The following is a 16,194-nucleotide window of genomic DNA, read 5'->3' as shown; positions in this document are numbered from 1 at the left end:
GCTTACGGTCCCCCCATGACCAAGCACCCCGTCGACGAGGTCCCCCCGGTACGCCAACTCACCGCCTTCGGCCTCCAACACGTCCTCGCGATGTACGCCGGCGCCGTCGCCGTCCCCCTGATCGTCGGCAGCGCGATGAAGCTGTCGCCGGCGGACCTCGCGTACCTCATCACCGCCGACCTCCTGGTGTGCGGCATCGCCACGCTCATCCAGTGCGTCGGCTTCTGGCGCTTCGGCGTCCGGCTCCCGATCATGCAGGGCTGCACCTTCGCGGCCGTGTCCCCGATGGTGCTGATCGGCACGACCGGCGGCGGACTCCCCGCGATCTACGGCTCGGTGATCGTCGCGGGCCTGGCGATCATGCTGCTCGCGCCGGCCTTCGGGAGACTCCTCCGTTTCTTCCCGCCCCTGGTCACCGGCACGGTGATCCTGATCATCGGGATCTCGCTGCTGCCGGTCGCGGGCAACTGGGCGGCCGGCGGGGTCGGCTCCGCGGACTTCGGTGCGCCGAAGAACCTCGCGCTGGCCGTGTTCGTGCTGGCGGTGGTGCTGGGGGTGCAGCGGTTCGCCCCGGCCTTCCTGAGCCGGATCGCCGTGCTGATCGGCATCGCGGTGGGCCTGGCGGTGGCCGTCCCCTTCGGCTTCACGGACTTCGACGGGGTCGGGCACGCCGACTGGCTCGGCATCAGCACGCCGTTCCACTTCGGGGCGCCGACCTTCGAGTTCTCGGCGATCGTGTCGATGCTGGTGGTGGCACTGGTGACGATGACCGAGACGACCGGTGACCTGATCGCGGTCGGCGAGATGACCGACCGGAAAGTCGAGCCGCGCTCGCTGTCGGACGGTCTGCGCGCCGACGGCCTGTCCACCGTGCTCGGCGGCGTCTTCAACACCTTCCCGTACACGGCGTACGCGCAGAACGTGGGCCTGGTCGGCATGACCCGGGTGCGCAGCCGCTGGGTCGTCGCCACGGCCGGCGGCATCCTGGTGCTGCTGGGGCTGCTGCCCAAGCTGGGCGCGGTGGTCGCGGCGATTCCGGCGCCGGTGCTCGGGGGTGCCGGGCTGGTGATGTTCGGGACGGTGGCGGCCAGCGGCCTCAGGACCCTCACCCAGGTGGACTTCCGGGGCAACAACAACCTGACGGTGGTGGCCGTCTCGGTCGCCATGGGGGTGCTGCCGGTCGGGGTGCCGACGATCTACGGGAAGTTCCCCGACTGGTTCCAGACGGTGATGAACAGCGGGATCAGCGCGGGCTGCCTGACGGCGATCGTGCTGAACCTGCTCTTCAACCACCTGCCCTCGAAGGCCGGTTCAGCCGCCGACCCGGACGGCCTGGCGGGTGGCGGCGTCGAGGAGGCTGTCGACAAGCCCCGGGAAGAGATCGTCTAGGTCGTCCCTGCGCAGGCCGTTCATCTTGGCCGTGCCCTGGTAGACCTGCCGGATCACGCCGCTCTCGCGCAGCACCCGGAAGTGGTGGGTGGTCGTCGACTTGGTGACGGGAAGATCGAAGTGCGAACAGGAGAGTTCGGTGTCGGCCGCGGCGAGCTCTCGGACGATCCGCAGGCGCATCGGGTCGGAGAGCGCGTGCAGGATGCCCTCCAGGCGGATCTCGTCCCGCTCGGGGTGCGGAAGGGCACGGCTGCTGACGGCGGGGGAGGTCACGGCGGCTCCACTTCGGCGGGAGTCCCATTGTACGAGAACTCCCGTAGTTTGACATCTGACGTACTACGCTGCCTATCGTACGAGTCGACCGCCGGTCCCGTGACGATTGGAGCCCGCCGTGAGCGCACTCTTCGAGCCCTTCACCCTGCGTGACGTGACGATGGCGAACCGGGTGTGGATGCCGCCGATGTGCCAGTACTCGGCCGCCCCGGACGGCCCCGAGGCCGGCGCCCCGAACGACTGGCACTTCGCCCACTACGCGGCCCGCGCGGCCGGCGGCACGGGCCTGGTCGTCGTCGAGGCCACCGGCGTCAGCCCCGAGGGCCGTATCTCCCCCTACGACCTGGGCATCTGGAACGACACCCAGGTCGAGGCGTTCCGCCGCATCACCCGCTTCCTGGTCTCGCAGGGCACCGTCCCGGGGATCCAGCTCGCCCACGCCGGCCGCAAGGCCTCCACCGACCGTCCCTGGACGGGCGGCGCGCCCCTCGCCCCGGACGCGGGGGGCTGGCAGCCGCTGGGCCCGAGCGCGGTGGCCTTCGACGAGCGCCACCCGGTGCCGACCGAGCTGACGTCCGCTCAGATCGCCGAAGTGGTCGGCCAGTTCGCGGAGGCGGCCGGTCGCGCCCGCGCCGCCGGCTTCGAGGTCGCCGAGATCCACGGCGCCCACGGCTATCTGATCGGCAACTTCCTCTCCCCGCACAGCAACCACCGCACCGACGAGTACGGCGGCTCGTACGAGAACCGCACCCGCTTCGCGCTGGAGGTCGTCGACGCGGTGCGCGCGGTCTGGCCCGACGACAAGCCCCTGTTCTTCCGCGTCTCGGCGACCGACTGGCTGGAGGAGGGCGGCTGGACCCCGGACGACACCGTCCGCTTCGCCCGCGACCTCCAGGCGCACGGCATCGATCTCCTGGACGTCTCCAGCGGCGGCAACGCCTCCGGCGTCCGCATCCCGGTCGGCCCCGGCTACCAGGTGCCCTTCGCCGCCCGCGTCAAGGCCGAGACCACGCTGCCGGTCGCCGCGGTGGGTCTCATCACGGACGCCGAGCAGGCCGAGAAGATCCTCTCCAACGGCGAGGCGGACGCGGTCCTGCTGGGCCGCGAGCTGCTGCGCAACCCGTCCTGGGCCCGGCACGCGGCACGCGAGCTGGGCGGGGACGTCCATGTGCCGGACCAGTACCACCGGTCGGTCTGACCCGGACGTCCCCGCCGGACGGCGTACAGGATCAACTCGTCGTGCACGCCTTCCCGTTGAGCGTGAAACCACCCGGCGCGGCGCTGTTCCCGCCGTGGTTCGCCTGGTAGCCGATGCTGACGCTCGCGTTCGGGGCGATCGTCGCGTTGTACGACGCGTTCGTGGCCGTCACCGCCCCCGAACCCGGCGCGTACGTGGCGCCCCAGCCGTTGGTGATGGTCTGGCCGCCGGGCAGGGTGAAGGCGAGCTGCCAGCCGTTGATCGCCGTCGTGCCGGTGTTGGTGACGGTGAGCGACGCGGTCAAGCCGGTGTTCCAGGCGTTGGTCGTGGCCGTCACCTTGCAGGCGCCGGGCTGCGGTTGGGGTGCGGGTCCGTCGCCGCCCAGGCCGAAGAAGGTCAGTGCGCGGTCGGCCATGCCCCAGCTGTACAGGTTGTGGCCGACGCCCTGGAGGCTGATGGCCTCCACCGGGGCCCGGTCACCGGTGGCGCCGTAGCGTGTGCGGGTCCAGCCGGAGGCGGGTGAGTCGGTGGCGGCGGGCGTCTGGCTGACGCCGAGGACGTTCGTCCACTGCTTGATCTCCTCCCCGAAGTTGGGGTAGCGCAGTACGTCGTCCTCGGTGCCGTGCCAGACCTGCATGCGAGGCCGGGTGCCGGTGTAGCCGGGGTAGGCGGCGCGGACCAGGTTGCCCCACTCCTGCGGGGTGTGCGTGATCGTGCCGCCCGAGCAGGCGCTGTTCCACTCCGAGCCGTCCGTGGTCGCGAAGCAGCCGAAGGGGACGCCGGAGAAGGCGGCGCCCGCCGCGAAGACGTCCGGGTAGTCGCCGAGCAGGACGTTGGTCATCATCGCGCCGGAGGAGATGCCGGTGGCGTAGATCCTGGTGGTGTCGGCCGAGTAGGCGTCGACCGTCCAGTCGATCATCGACTTGATGCCGACGGGGTCGCTGCCGCCGCCGCGCTTCAGCGCCTGCGGCGAGGACACGTCGAAGCACTTGCTGGCGCGGGTGACCGAGGGGTAGATGACCACGAACCCGTGGGTGTCGGCCAGTTGGGCCCATTCGGTGCCGTTGTACATGGCCGGTCCGGAGCCCGTGCAGTAGTGCACGGCCACGACGACGGCCGGGTGAGCGGTGACGTTGTCCGGCACGTACAGGTACATCTGGAGGTTGCTGGGATTCGTACCGAAGCCCGTGACCTCGGTCAGGGTCGCGGCCGGTACCGCCTCGGTGCGCGCCGAGGCCGTGGGTGCGGAGAGGAGGGCCGCCGCGAGTAACGACAGCACGGCCAGCAGCACCGAAGCGAGCCGTCTCCGAGCGGGGTTGCGGGGGGTGGTGGACACGTCCTTGCTCCTTTCCTTCAGCGGCAGGAGTTCTCGGAGATCCCCCGGAAGGGAGGCGTCCGGCGAGCATCGTGGCATGCACATGGCCGCCATGGAAGCGCTCCCACACGTCGAAAGAATTCGCTCGCACCCGCCACCCCCTCCCCCACCTGGGTGGCCGAATGTCTTCTGCGCAAAGCGTTGACTAGAAAGCGCTTGCCCCCTACCTTCCGTTCAGTGATGTGAACGGATTCGAGGCGGCCGGCCCACACATCGCCGCTCTGCACTGCACCCGTCGTTCAGCATGGCGATCGCTTTTCACGTACATGTCCGACCCGCACCATGCAGGCACCACGAAGGGACGCACCCGCATGCGTACTCGCCCCCCACGTACACACGCGCAAAGATCCGCTCTGGCCGCCGGTGCGGCCGCGCTCGCGACGGCAGCCGCCCTGGCCGTCCCGCAGCCGGCCGGGGCCGCCGAGACCTCCCCCATCGGTTTCGGCGCCGGCACCACCGGCGGCGGCAGCGCTTCGGCGGTCACCGTCTCCACCCTGGCCGCCTTCAAGACGGCCGTCACCGGCAGCACGGCGAAGGTCGTCAAGGTCAACGGCCTGATCCCGCTGAGCGGGACGGTCGACGTCGGCTCCAACACCACGGTGCTGGGTGTCGGTTCGTCGTCCGGGTTCACCGGCGGCGGGCTGCGGCTGAAGAAGGTCACGAACGTCGTCGTGCGCAACCTGAACATCAGCAAGCCGCTCGCGCCCGCCGACGGCATCGAGGTGCAGGCCTCGACGAAGGTGTGGATCGACCACAACTCCTTCTCGGCGGACCGCGATCACGACAAGGACTACTACGACGGTCTGCTGGACATCAACCACGCCTCGGACAACGTCACGGTGTCCTGGAACACCTTCAAGGACCACTTCAAGGGCTCGCTCGTCGGCCACAGCGACAACAACGCGAGCGAGGACACCGGCCACCTGAGGGTGACGTACCACCACAACTGGTTCAACAACGTCAACTCGCGCATCCCCAGCCTGCGCTTCGGCACCGGGCACTTCTACGACAACTACGTCGTCGGTGCCGAGACCGCGGTGCACTCGCGCATGGGCGCCCAGATGCTCGTGGAGAACAACGTCTTCCGCAGCACCGGAGTCGCTGTCACCACGAACCGGAGCAGTGACGTGGACGGATACGCCAACCTGCGCGGCAACGACCTCGGCGGAGCCGCCACCGAGATCTCCCGCGTCGGCACCTTCACCACCGCTCCGTACGGCTACACCGCCGAGCCCGCCTCCTCCGTCGTCGCCTCGGTGACCGGCGGCGCGGGCGCCGGAAAGATCTGACCACCCCCACCCCCTTTCAGGAAGAAGGAATCGGGACATGACTTCTTCGGTACGCCGCCGAAGCCCACGCACGCGCGCGTGGACCGGCGCCACGGCCGCACTCGGCCTCTCGGTTGGCATGATCATGACACTCAATGCCCCCTCGGCGAGCGCCGCCACCTGGCCCACCGCGAACGGCAGCCAGGCGGTCTCCTCGACCATCCAGCTGTCGGGCACCAAGGACTACGGGATGAAGCGCCTGTACGGCACGGGCGACCTGGGCAGCGGCAGCCAGGACGAGGACCAGGGGCCGATCCTGAACCTGGCCGCCGGAACCGTCCTCAAGAACGTCATCATCGGGGCCCCGGCCGCCGACGGCATCCACTGTGCGGGCAGCTGCACGCTCCAGAACGTGTGGTGGGAGGACGTCGGCGAGGACGCGGCCACCTTCCGCGGCTCCTCGTCGTCCAACGTGTACACCGTCTCCGGCGGTGGCGCGCGGTCGGCCAGCGACAAGGTGTTCCAGTTCAACGGCGCCGGGACGCTCAACGTCTCGAACTTCGCGGTGCAGAACTTCGGCACCTTCGTGCGCTCCTGCGGCAACTGCTCGACGCAGTACAAGCGGACGATCAACCTCAACACCATCGAGGCGACCTACTCGGGCAACAAGCTCGTCGGCATCAACACCAACTACGGCGACAGCGCGACCCTGAAGAAGATCACGATCGTCGGCGACTCCAGCAAGAAGATCATCCCGTGCCAGAAGTACATCGGGAACAACACGGGCAAGGAGCCGACCACCAACGGTTCCGGACCTGACAGTACCTACTGCAAGTACGCCACCTCCGACATCACCTACAGGTAGTCCCGTCGGCAGGTGAAGGCGGCCGTACGAAGCGTCCCCGCACGACGCTTCGTACGGCCGCCGCGTCATCCGCGCAAGTGGTCCTGGGGCACGGTGTCCGCCAGTTCCCGCTGATAGGCCGCGTAGGCGGAGCGCAGCCGCGCGCCGGGCCAGTCGGACGGCAGGAGGGCGGGCGGCAGCACCGGGTCGGCCAGCAGATGCCGTACGACCGCCGCGAAGCCGGTGAGCCGGTCCGCGGGCCGGTCGGCGCGGGCGACATGGTCAAGCAGCGCCCGGGAGTCGGCCGCCCAGGCGTCGAGGGGCCACAGCGCGGCGGCGAGCTCGGGGCCGGGGCGGTCGGGGCGGGCCGTGTAGCGCTGGGCGACCGGGTCGAGGTCGTCCGGGAGCCGCCGTAGCAGATTGGCGGGGCGCAGCCAGACGCCCTCCCGGAGTTCGGCGAGCCGCAGGGCGGTCAACCGCGCGCGCAGCTCGGCACGTTCGGCGGGGCCGCGGCCTGTCGCGGTGATCACGACCATCTCCCAGTCGCCGCTCCACGCGCGCGTGGAGGGGTGCACGGCGTCGTCCTGGCGCCGCTGACGCGCGAGCAGTCGGTCGCTGAGGCCGTAGACGGTGTCGGCCCGGCGCAGGTCACCGGCGCTCACCATCCGGCTGAGCGCGGCGCGCAGCGTGGATCCGCCGACCCCGAACGGCTCGACCGCGCGGACCAGGTCCTTCACCGGCATCTCCGGGGGATGCGCGCCCAGGAGCAGGCTCAGCACGACCGACCGCGCGGAGAGCGGTCGCAGGTCGAGCTCACTGGGCCGCATCGACGTGTTCCTCCGCATGGGCAGTCACTGTACGTGGTGTTGCACTATTGCTACGGCCGCAGGATAAGTGCAACAGTGGCTCCATGGCCCTCACACCCGCGCTCGAAGAGTCCGCGCAGTCCGGCACCCATGCCGTCACCAATCAGCCGCCTCCCCTCGCCCCGTACGACGCCGCCGACGACACCGTCCTGCTGGAAGGGCTGCGTCGCGAGGGTGCCGGCTGGGCCGAGGAGGAGCTCCGGCGGCTCGGGCTGCGGGCGGGCAGCGCCGAGGCGCAGGAGTGGGCGGATCTGGCCAACCGGCACGAGCCGGTGCTGCGCACCCACGACCGCTACGGCAACCGTGTCGACGAGGTCGACTTCCATCCGAGCTGGCACCACCTGATGCGGACCGCCGTGGCCGAGGGACTGGCGGGTACGCCGTGGGCGGAGGACCGGCCCGGCGCCCATGTCGCCCGTACGGCGGGCGGGCTGGTGTGGGGGCACACGGACGCGGGCCACGGCTGTCCCACGTCGATGACGTACGCGGCGATCCCGGCCCTGCGCAAGGAGCCGGAGCTCGCGAAGGTCTACGAGCCCTTGCTGACCGGACGTGAGTACGAGCCGGAGCTCAGGGTCCCGACCGAGAAGCGCGGGCTGCTCGCGGGCATGGGGATGACCGAGAAGCAGGGCGGCTCCGACGTCCGGACGAACACCACGGCGGCCACGCCGACCGCCGAGCCCGGTGTGTACACCCTGCGCGGGCACAAGTGGTTCACCTCGGCGCCGATGTGCGACGTCTTCCTGGTGCTGGCGCAGGCGCCCGGCGGCCTGTCGTGCTTCCTCGTGCCGCGGGTCCTGCCCGACGGCAGCCGCAACACCTTCCGCATCCAGCGCCTCAAGGACAAGCTCGGCAACCGGTCCAACGCCTCCTCCGAGCCCGAGTTCGACCGGACCGTGGCCTGGCTGGTCGGTCCCGAGGGACAGGGCGTCAAGACGATCATCGAGATGGTCAACTGCACCCGCCTGGACTGCGTGATGATGTCGGCGACCCTGATGCGCAGGACCCTCGTCGAGGCGGGCCACCACGCCCGGCACCGCAGCGCGTTCGGTGCCCGTCTGATCGACCAGCCGCTGATGCGCAACGTCCTGGCCGACCTCGCCCTGGAGTCCGAGGCGGCCACCACGCTCACGCTCCGGCTGGCGGGCGCCGCCGACCGCGCGGTGCGCGGGGACGCCGGTGAGCAGGCGTTCCGCCGTATCGCCACCGCCGTCGGCAAGTACTGGGTCACCAAGCGCGGCCCGGCCTTCACCGCGGAGGCCCTGGAATGCCTGGGCGGCAACGGCTATGTGGAGGACTCGGGCATGCCCCGGCACTACCGGGAGGCACCGCTGCTGTCGATCTGGGAGGGCTCGGGGAACGTCAACGCCCTCGACGTCCTGCGGGCGTTGCGCCGCGAACCGGACACCGCTCAGGCGCTGTTCGGTGAACTCGCCCTGGCGCAGGGGGCGGACGCCCGCCTCGACGCGGCCGTGGCCCGGTTGAAGGACCTGTTGGCGTCGGCCTCCGAGACCAGCGCCCGCCGCCTCGTCGAGCACATGGCGCTGACGCTCCAGGCCTCCCTTCTCGTCCGGCACGCCCCGACCGCGGTCGCCGACGCGTTCTGCGCGAGCCGGCTGGGGGGTGACTGGGGTCACGCCTTCGGCACCCTGCCCGACACCGCGGCCCTGGACGCCGTTCTCGCACGGGCGCTGCCCGGCGACAACTGAGGCGGTTCCAGGACCACCTGGCGAGAACCGGACCGCCTCCCTGTCCGGATCGCTCACCGTCACACGGTGATTCCGCTTCGTTGTCAGTCCCGTGGTGCAGACTCCGATCAGTTGGTACTTCGCCTGGGGAGGACAACGTGTTCACGGGGATCGACGAGGTCGACTGGGCCTCGCTGCGGCATGCCTACGGCAGCGCGGAGGATGTGCCCGCACTGCTGCGGGGACTCGCCTCCACGGACCGGGTCGAGCGGGAGACCGCCCTCGACGGGATGTACGGGGCCGTGCACCACCAGGGTGACGTGTACGACTCCACCCTGGCCTGCGTTCCGTTTCTGCTCGCGCTCGTGGCGAGCCGGGAGGTCGCGGACCGGGCGGGCATCGTCGAACTGCTGGTGAGCATCGGGACGGCCGACGCCGAGGCCGGCCTCTCCGCGCGTGCCGGTGTCGGGGTGCGGGCCGGTGCCGAGGTGTTCGTCCGGCTGGCGGGGGACGCCGACCCCTCCGTCCGCCGGACCGCGCCGGCGGCGCTCGTCCGCTTCCTGGACGAACCGGTACGCGTGCTGGGCCTGTTACGGGAGCGGTGCGAGGTGGAGCGGGACGACCGGGTCCTGCTCGCCCTCACCGAAGGCCTGGGTCTGTTCGTACGGCGCCATCCCGCGCACGCGGCCGAGGCGCTGGAGCTGCTCACGGCGCAGAGCTCCGCGCCGTACGCCCCCGGACCGCGGCTGGCCGCCCTGGGCCAGCTCGCCGCCTGCGCTCCCGACCGCCTTCCACCCGACCTGGTCCCGGTGGCCCTCGGGCTGCTCGGTGAGCGGTCCGCTCGGCGGCCCGCCGGACGGACCGGCGCGGACTGCCCCCACTCCGACGGTCTCGCGAGTCGGCTACGGCGGCTGCGTCCGTCGGACGAGGAGGGCTCGCAGCTACTGCGGACCCTGCACCGCGGGCTCGGTGACCGGCTCGACGAACGCAAGGCCCTTCTCCAGGGCCAGTTGACCTGCCCCGACGTCGTCGACCGGTGCAATGCCGTCTGGATGTCGGCGGGACTGTTCCGTGAGTGGCGGGCCGACTGGTCCGAGCCGGTGGCGTTGATCGGCGCGCAACTCGGGCTCGGGGAGGGCCGGTTGCGTGATGCCGCGGTGTCCGTCCTGGAGGACCTCTTCACCCTGGCCGCCCCCGCCGCCGACGATCTGGCCGCTCTGGTGACCTCCCGGCCCGATCTGCGGGTACGACGCTGGGAGCGCGGGGCGCCGACACTCGGCGGTCCGCTCAAGGCGCTCGCCAGGAGCGGGGACCGCCGGGCGGTGCCGGCTCTGTCGGAGGTGCTGGACGGTCCTGTCGTACCGGACGATCTGGGGCAGGTGATCGGCCATCTGGGCCCTGCGGCGGCCCCGTTGGCGCCCGTGCTGCGTCGTCGGCTGGGCGAGACCACGCTGGACTCCCCCGGGGTGTTCGAGCGGGCCGTACCGCTGCTGTCGGCGGTGGCCGCGCTGGGCGACGCGGAGGCGGTGCCGGAGGTGCTGCGGCTGGTGCGGGGGGTGCCGGTGGGGGTGCGGCTGCGGGACGCGGTGGTGGAGTCGGCCGTCCGTGCCCTCGACACCCTCGGGAGTGTGGGCGCGAACGCGGTGGCGCCCGAGGTCGTACCGGTGCTGCGGGAGCTGCTGGGGACGGAGCACGCGACGGTCGCGGCGGGGGCGTTGTGGTCCGTGGAGGCGGACGCGTCGGCCGTACTGCCCGTGCTGACGGCCGAGTTGGCGGAGGGGCGGCCTCGACGGCGGGCCGCCGCGGAGGTGCTGGCGCGGCTGGGGCCCGAGGCGGCGTCGGCGTCGGCGGGGCTGCGGCGGATGGTCCGGGCGGACGACCTGTGGGAGCGGGTCTCCGCCGCGTGCGCGCTGTGGCGGATCACCGGGGACGCGGACCTGGCGGCGCCGGTCCTGCGCGCGGCCTGGTCGGAGAACCCTTACACCCGCCGGACCATCACGACCTGCCTCGCCGCGCTGGGACCCGCGGGAACGCCGCTCCACGATCTCCTCCGCACGGAAGTCGCCGCCCGGCGCCGGCATCTGGCGGTGCCGGGGGGTGGGCGCGGCAGTCAGGACGTGCTGGAGGACGAGCGGTTGGTGGGGGCGTGTGGGGAGGTGTTGGCGGGGCGGTAGGGCGGGGGTGTGCTCGTTGGGAGTGGAGAGGCGGGGCGCGGCGGCGGGGTGAACGGTCCGGCGATCCGCTGCACGTCCGGCCCGCGGCCCGCCCCTGCATCTCTCCTCCCGACCGCTCACCTCTGGCCCTGTAGGGCGCTCACCCCCGGCACCACAGGCGCTCACCGCCCGTCCGCGCGCCTCCCGCCCCACAGCGGGCCGAAGTGGGCCCAGTCCGTGTCCCACTGGTCCAGGCGGCGGCGTTCCAGGCGGCTGCGGAGGACTCGGGCGCCGACGAAGGGGACGGCCGCGGTGCTGATGCCGACCAGGCCGCCGATCATCGCCGCGCGGATCTGGGCCTGGCCCCGGGTCGCGGGCTGGGTCATCAGGCGGCCGTGGGTGTCGGTCCAGATGGTCACCGGCGTGCCCTGGGTGCTGCCGGGGTCGACGCGCACCTGGCCGGTGTGGTCGGAGCCGTCGGCCCCGGTCCAGGCCACCTCGCCCCACACCCGCTCACCACTGGACGTACCCGGGTCGGCCGTACCGGGTGCGTGTTCGGTGAGCCGGGCCACGACCGGCCGCCATTCGACGCGCTCCCGCGCCAGCTGGTGTTCGACGGACCGGCTCACCGCCAGCCCCGCCCCCACCCCCGCCAATAAGGTGAGCAGCCAGGCACCGAGCACGACCCACGCCTCGACGGTGTCGGCACGACGTCTGAGCGGATTGCGCCGCCACCGCCACAGCCAGACCTTGGGACCACGGAACGCCATCGAAGGCATCCTCCTCATGAGCGACGGGCGCACGAACATGCCGGACCGCTCTCCCATACGGGAGAGTCCCCCTCGATGCTCACGGCTCACGGCGAGTTCTCCGTCACCACGGTGCCCCGGTCGCCCACCTTCGCGGGCATCTTCGCGAAAGCCGCCCGTCAAGGGCGGCGTCCGGTTACCATCCCCGCCCTGACCTGCCCTGACCTGCGGCGGAGCCGTTCCCGGAGGTGACTGTCAGTGGTGGGGTGCAGACTGGCCGGTGGCTGGGACAAAGACGTCAAAGCACAGCGGAGGTGACCGGTATGACTGAGAAGCTGCTGGCCGTGGGGACACGCAAGGGCCTGTTCATCGGGCGGGCGCGCGGCGGCACATGGGAGTTCGACGAGAGCCCGTACTTCAACGCGCAGGCCGTCTACTCGGTCGCGATCGACACCCGGGGCGACCGTCCGCGGCTCCTGGCCGGCGGGGACAGCGCGCACTGGGGGCCGTCGGTGTTCCACTCCGACGACCTGGGCCGCACCTGGACCGAGCCCGCGCAGCCGGCCGTGAAGTTCCCCAAGGACACCGGGGCCTCGCTGGAGCGTGTCTGGCAGCTGCACCCGGCGGCCGCCGAGCCGGACGTGGTGTACGCGGGCACGGAACCGGCCGCGCTGTACCGCTCGGAGGACCGCGGGGAGAGCTTCGAGCTTGTCCGGCCCCTGTGGGAGCATCCGACCCGTTCGAAGTGGGTGCCGGGCGGCGGTGGTGAGGGCCTGCACACCGTCCTGACCGACAAGCGGGACCCGCGCGCGGTGACGGTGGCCGTCTCCACGGCCGGGGTGTTCCGTACGAAGGACGGCGGGGCGAGCTGGGAGCCCGCCAACTCCGGTGTCTCCGCGGTGTTCCTGCCCGATCCGAACCCGGAGTTCGGCCAGTGCGTCCACAAGGTCGCCCGGGACGCGGCCGACCCGGACCGGCTGTACCTGCAGAACCACTGGGGTGTGTACAGGAGCGACGACGCGGGCGGGCACTGGACGGACATCGGCGAGGGGCTGCCGTCCACGTTCGGCTTCGCGACGGCCGCGCACCCGCACCGCGGTGCGACCGCGTACGTCTTCCCGATCAACGCCGACGCGGACCGGGTCCCGGCCGACCACCGCTGCCGGGTGTTCCGCACGGCGGACGCGGGCAAGAGCTGGGAGCCGCTCACCGCCGGGCTGCCGCAGGAGGACCACTACGGCACGGTGCTGCGGGACGCGATGTGCACGGACGACGCGGACCCGGCCGGCGTCTACTTCGGCAACCGCAACGGCGAGGTGTACGCCTCGGCCGACGACGGCGACAGCTGGCGGCAGCTGGCCTCCCATCTGCCGGACGTGCTGTGCGTACGGGCGGCGGTGATCGGCTGATACAGACGTCGATCCGGAGACCGGGTGCCGGCACACTCCCGTGGACCGACCTCACGTACATTCGCACATGCCACCCTGACAGATCACAGCTCCGGCTTATGCGATGAGACAGGAGACTTTGACCTCGCATATGCGGCACTATGATCGATGGCGGGGAGCTCACCGCCGAACGTGACGTGAGGGAGTGGACCCGTGATGACCCGTTCCGTGCGCACCCGCCGGCCCGTGCGGGTGGCCGCCCTGGGCGCCGCCGCGCTGCTGGCTCTGAGCGCCTGCTCGTCCTCCGACGACTCGGACTCCGCGACGTCGGGCTCCTCGGCTTCGGCGTCGGCCGCGGCGGCGAAGATCTCCGGTGACATCACCGTCTTCGCCGCCGCCTCGCTCAAGGAGAGCTTCACGACGCTGGGCCAGGAGTTCGAGAAGGCCCACCCCGGCACCAAGGTCACCTTCAGCTTCGGGGGCAGCGACTCCCTCGCCGCGTCCATCACCGGTGGGGCGCCCGCGGACGTGTTCGCCTCCGCCAGCCCCAAGACGATGAAGGTCGTCACGGACGCGCAGGACAACGCCGACGCGCCCGCCACCTTCGTCCGCAACCAGCTGGAGATCGCCACCCTGCCCGGCAACCCCGACAAGGTCGCCTCGCTGAAGGACCTCACGAACAAGGATCTGAAGGTCGTCCTGTGCGACAGGACGGTCCCCTGCGGTGCCGCCGCCGAGAAGGCGCTCACCGCGAGCAGGCTGAAGCTCACTCCGGTGTCCTATGAGGAGGACGTCAAGTCCGCGCTCAACAAGGTGGTGTTGAAGGAGGCCGACGCGGCCGTCGTGTACAGGACCGATGTGAAGGCGGCAGGTGACAAGGTGGAGGGCGTGGAGTTCCCCGAGTCAGCCGACGCCGTCAACGACTACCCGATCGCCCTGCTCAAGGAGTCGAGGAACACCGGGACCGCCAGGGCGTTCATCGCGCTGGTGCGGTCCGCCGAGGGCCAGAAGGTCCTGACCGCGGCCGGGTTCCTCCAGCCGTGACGTTCCGCTCCCCGGGCCGGGCCGACGCCGCGGACACCCTCACCGGCGGTCCGCGGCGCCGCCGTGCCCTCAGGGGCGGTGCTCCGCTGCCGCTGCTCGTCCCCGCCCTGATCGGCCTGGCCTTTCTCACCCTGCCGCTCGTCGCCCTGCTGATCAGAGCTCCCTGGCGCAGCATGCCCGACCTGCTCACCAGCTCCGAGGTCTGGCAGGCGCTCCGGCTCTCCCTGGTGTGCGCGACCGCGGCGACCGCGGTGAGCCTGGTCATCGGCGTGCCCCTGGCCTGGCTGCTGGCCCGCGTGGACTTCCCCGGCCGCGGTGTCGTGCGGGCCCTGGTCACGCTGCCCCTGGTGCTGCCCCCGGTGGTCGGCGGTGTCGCCCTGCTGATGGCGCTGGGCCGCAACGGGGTCGTCGGCAAGTGGCTGGACACCTGGTTCGGCATCACGCTCCCCTTCACCACCACCGGGGTCGTGATCGCCGAGGCCTTCGTGGCGATGCCGTTCCTCGTCATCAGCGTCGAGGGCACCCTGCGCGCCGCCGATCCCCGCTTCGAGGAGGCCGCCGCCACGCTCGGCGCGTCCCGCTTCACCGCGTTCCGCCGCGTCACCCTCCCGCTCATCGCCCCCGGTATCGCGGCCGGCGCGGTCCTGGCCTGGGCGCGGGCGCTGGGCGAGTTCGGCGCGACGATCACCTTCGCCGGCAACTTCCCCGGCCGCACCCAGACCATGCCACTGGCCGTGTACCTCGCCCTCCAGAACGACCCGGAGTCCGCGATCGCCCTCAGCCTGGTCCTGCTCGCCGTCTCCGTCGCGGTCCTGGCCGGACTGCGCGACCGCTGGATGACCGCCTCATGACCGTGCCCCTCAAGACCGCCCCAGCGGGCCTCGACGCCCGTCTCGTGGTCGAGCGCGGCTCCTTCCGCCTCGACGTCACGCTCACGGCGGCACCCGGCGACGTGGTCGCGCTCCTCGGCCCGAACGGGGCCGGCAAGACCACGGCGCTGCGCGCGCTGGCCGGGCTCGTCCCGCTGTCCGGCGGTCATCTACGGCTGGACGGCGCCGAGTTGGACCGTACGCCGCCGGAGTCCCGCCCCGTCGGGGTCGTCTTCCAGGACTACCTGCTCTTCCCCCACCTGACCGCACTCGACAACGTGGCCTTCGGCCCGCGCTGCCACGGGGCGGGCAAGGCGGAGGCCCGCGCGCAGGCCGCCGTATGGCTGGAGCGCATGGACCTCACCGCGCACGCGTCCGCCAAGCCCCGGCGGCTGTCGGGCGGCCAGGCCCAACGGGTGGCCCTCGCACGCGCGTTGGCCACCAACCCGCGGCTGCTGCTCCTCGACGAACCCCTCGCCGCGCTCGACGCCCGCACCCGTCTCGACGTCCGCGCCCAACTCCGTCACCATCTGGCCGAGTTCGAGGCCGTCGCCGTCCTCGTCACGCACGATCCACTGGACGCCATGGTCCTCGCCGACCGCCTCGTCGTCGTCGAGGACGGCCGGATCGTCCAGCAGGGCACCCCGGCGCACATCGCCCGGCATCCCCGCACCGACTACATCGCCCACCTGGTCGGCCTCAATCTCTACCGGGGTGAGGCGCGGGGGCACACCGTCCAGGTCGAGGGGGCGGCGGAGGTCACCACCACCGAGGACCTCACCGGTCCCGTCTTCGTCGCCTTCCCGCCCAGCGCGGTCACCCTCCACCGCGACCGGCCGACCGGCTCCAGCGCCCGCAACCTCTGGCGCTGCGAGGTCGCAGGACTGGAGACGCACGGCGACCAGATCCGCGCCGCGCTCACCGGGCAACTCCCCCTCGCCGCAGACCTCACGACGATCGCCGCCGCGGAACTCGACCTGCGTCCGGGGGCCACCGTATGGGCCACGGTGAAGGCGACACAGACACACGCGTACCCGGCGTGAAGGGGGACCGCCGACGCGATCCCCTGCTTGAACGACCGCCTGGTTCC

At 71.7% G+C, this 16,194-nt stretch carries 14 protein-coding genes; 10 read left to right on the top strand and 4 right to left on the bottom strand.

What is annotated here, in order from left to right; translation table 11 throughout:
* Positions 1-15 precede the first annotated feature (15 nt).
* On the top strand, positions 16-1,389 hold the full coding sequence (locus OHN19_RS38375; RefSeq protein WP_330268605.1) for a nucleobase:cation symporter-2 family protein: 1,374 nt from the start codon (positions 16-18) through the stop codon (positions 1,387-1,389).
* Here OHN19_RS38375 and OHN19_RS38370 read toward each other — a convergent pair.
* Complete coding sequence (locus OHN19_RS38370) at positions 1,312-1,662, bottom strand: ArsR/SmtB family transcription factor (protein WP_330268604.1); 351 nt, start codon at positions 1,660-1,662, stop codon at positions 1,312-1,314. The genes OHN19_RS38375 and OHN19_RS38370 overlap by 78 nt on opposite strands.
* Before the next feature lie 118 nt (positions 1,663-1,780).
* Between OHN19_RS38370 and OHN19_RS38365 the strand changes: the two genes are divergently transcribed.
* The gene (locus OHN19_RS38365; RefSeq protein ID WP_330268603.1) at positions 1,781-2,860 is read left to right on the top strand and encodes an NADH:flavin oxidoreductase/NADH oxidase; all 1,080 of its coding nucleotides are present in this window, start codon (positions 1,781-1,783) and stop codon (positions 2,858-2,860) included.
* 31 nt (positions 2,861-2,891) lie between these two features.
* Here the strand turns inward: OHN19_RS38365 and OHN19_RS38360 are convergent, their stop codons facing one another.
* Complete coding sequence (locus OHN19_RS38360; RefSeq protein WP_419249587.1) at positions 2,892-4,151, bottom strand: PHB depolymerase family esterase; 1,260 nt, start codon at positions 4,149-4,151, stop codon at positions 2,892-2,894.
* A gap of 395 nt (positions 4,152-4,546) precedes the next feature.
* Here OHN19_RS38360 and OHN19_RS38355 point away from each other — a divergent pair, with 395 nt between their 5' ends.
* Complete coding sequence (locus OHN19_RS38355; protein WP_330268601.1) at positions 4,547-5,524, top strand: polysaccharide lyase family 1 protein; 978 nt, start codon at positions 4,547-4,549, stop codon at positions 5,522-5,524.
* Between the two features lie 37 nt (positions 5,525-5,561).
* Entirely contained in the window at positions 5,562-6,368 is an 807-nt protein-coding gene (locus OHN19_RS38350) for a pectate lyase (RefSeq protein ID WP_330268600.1), read from the top strand.
* Between the two features lie 65 nt (positions 6,369-6,433).
* On the opposite strand, the gene OHN19_RS38345 is transcribed toward OHN19_RS38350, so the two are convergent.
* Positions 6,434-7,192, bottom strand: a complete 759-nt coding sequence (locus OHN19_RS38345; RefSeq protein WP_330268599.1) for a PaaX family transcriptional regulator C-terminal domain-containing protein — start codon at positions 7,190-7,192, stop codon at positions 6,434-6,436.
* Between the two features lie 65 nt (positions 7,193-7,257).
* On the opposite strand from OHN19_RS38345, the gene OHN19_RS38340 reads away from it, so the two are divergent.
* Both OHN19_RS38340 and OHN19_RS38335 read left to right on the top strand, forming a co-directional pair.
* Complete coding sequence (locus OHN19_RS38340; RefSeq protein WP_330268598.1) at positions 7,258-8,922, top strand: acyl-CoA dehydrogenase family protein; 1,665 nt, start codon at positions 7,258-7,260, stop codon at positions 8,920-8,922.
* Positions 8,923-9,059: 137 nt separating this feature from the next.
* The gene (locus tag OHN19_RS38335) at positions 9,060-11,075 is read left to right on the top strand and encodes a HEAT repeat domain-containing protein (RefSeq protein ID WP_330268597.1); all 2,016 of its coding nucleotides are present in this window, start codon (positions 9,060-9,062) and stop codon (positions 11,073-11,075) included.
* Between the two features lie 161 nt (positions 11,076-11,236).
* Here the strand turns inward: OHN19_RS38335 and OHN19_RS38330 are convergent, their stop codons facing one another.
* The gene (locus tag OHN19_RS38330; protein WP_330268596.1) at positions 11,237-11,824 is read right to left on the bottom strand and encodes a hypothetical protein; all 588 of its coding nucleotides are present in this window, start codon (positions 11,822-11,824) and stop codon (positions 11,237-11,239) included.
* Between the two features lie 302 nt (positions 11,825-12,126).
* Between OHN19_RS38330 and OHN19_RS38325 the strand changes: the two genes are divergently transcribed.
* The 4 genes from OHN19_RS38325 (at position 12,127) to OHN19_RS38310 (ending at position 16,147) form a co-directional block, all read left to right on the top strand.
* A complete protein-coding gene (locus OHN19_RS38325) occupies positions 12,127-13,212 on the top strand; it encodes an exo-alpha-sialidase (protein ID WP_330268595.1) in 1,086 nt (361 codons plus the stop codon).
* A gap of 195 nt (positions 13,213-13,407) precedes the next feature.
* On the top strand, positions 13,408-14,235 hold the full coding sequence (gene modA, locus OHN19_RS38320) for a molybdate ABC transporter substrate-binding protein (protein WP_330268594.1): 828 nt from the start codon (positions 13,408-13,410) through the stop codon (positions 14,233-14,235).
* Positions 14,232-15,086: a molybdate ABC transporter permease subunit gene (modB, locus tag OHN19_RS38315; protein ID WP_330268593.1), complete on the top strand. Its 855-nt coding sequence runs from the start codon at positions 14,232-14,234 to the stop codon at positions 15,084-15,086. Before modA ends, modB begins: the two co-directional genes overlap by 4 nt.
* Entirely contained in the window at positions 15,083-16,147 is a 1,065-nt protein-coding gene (locus tag OHN19_RS38310; protein WP_330268592.1) for an ABC transporter ATP-binding protein, read from the top strand. The genes modB and OHN19_RS38310 overlap by 4 nt, the downstream gene beginning before the upstream one ends.
* Positions 16,148-16,194 lie beyond the last annotated feature (47 nt).

Source organism: Streptomyces griseorubiginosus, from assembly GCF_036345115.1.
Lineage (GTDB): Bacteria > Actinomycetota > Actinomycetes > Streptomycetales > Streptomycetaceae > Streptomyces > Streptomyces griseorubiginosus_C.
Note: the sequence above shows the minus strand (reverse complement) of the source record. Positions and strands in the feature narration are given on the sequence as shown.

Bases quoted from the DNA above. Each gene is read 5' to 3' on its own strand.
- OHN19_RS38375 (WP_330268605.1), top strand. From the start codon at position 16: ATGACCAAGCACCCCGTCGACGAGGTCCCCCCGGTACGCCAACTCACC.
- OHN19_RS38340 (WP_330268598.1), top strand. From the start codon at position 7,258: ATGGCCCTCACACCCGCGCTCGAAGAGTCCGCGCAGTCCGGCACCCAT.
- OHN19_RS38345 (WP_330268599.1), bottom strand. From the start codon at position 7,192: ATGCGGAGGAACACGTCGATGCGGCCCAGTGAGCTCGACCTGCGACCG.
- OHN19_RS38330 (WP_330268596.1), bottom strand. From the start codon at position 11,824: ATGGCGTTCCGTGGTCCCAAGGTCTGGCTGTGGCGGTGGCGGCGCAAT.
- OHN19_RS38325 (WP_330268595.1), top strand. From the start codon at position 12,127: ATGACTGAGAAGCTGCTGGCCGTGGGGACACGCAAGGGCCTGTTCATC.
- modA (WP_330268594.1), top strand. From the start codon at position 13,408: ATGACCCGTTCCGTGCGCACCCGCCGGCCCGTGCGGGTGGCCGCCCTG.
- OHN19_RS38350 (WP_330268600.1), top strand. From the start codon at position 5,562: ATGACTTCTTCGGTACGCCGCCGAAGCCCACGCACGCGCGCGTGGACC.
- OHN19_RS38355 (WP_330268601.1), top strand. From the start codon at position 4,547: ATGCGTACTCGCCCCCCACGTACACACGCGCAAAGATCCGCTCTGGCC.
- OHN19_RS38310 (WP_330268592.1), top strand. From the start codon at position 15,083: ATGACCGTGCCCCTCAAGACCGCCCCAGCGGGCCTCGACGCCCGTCTC.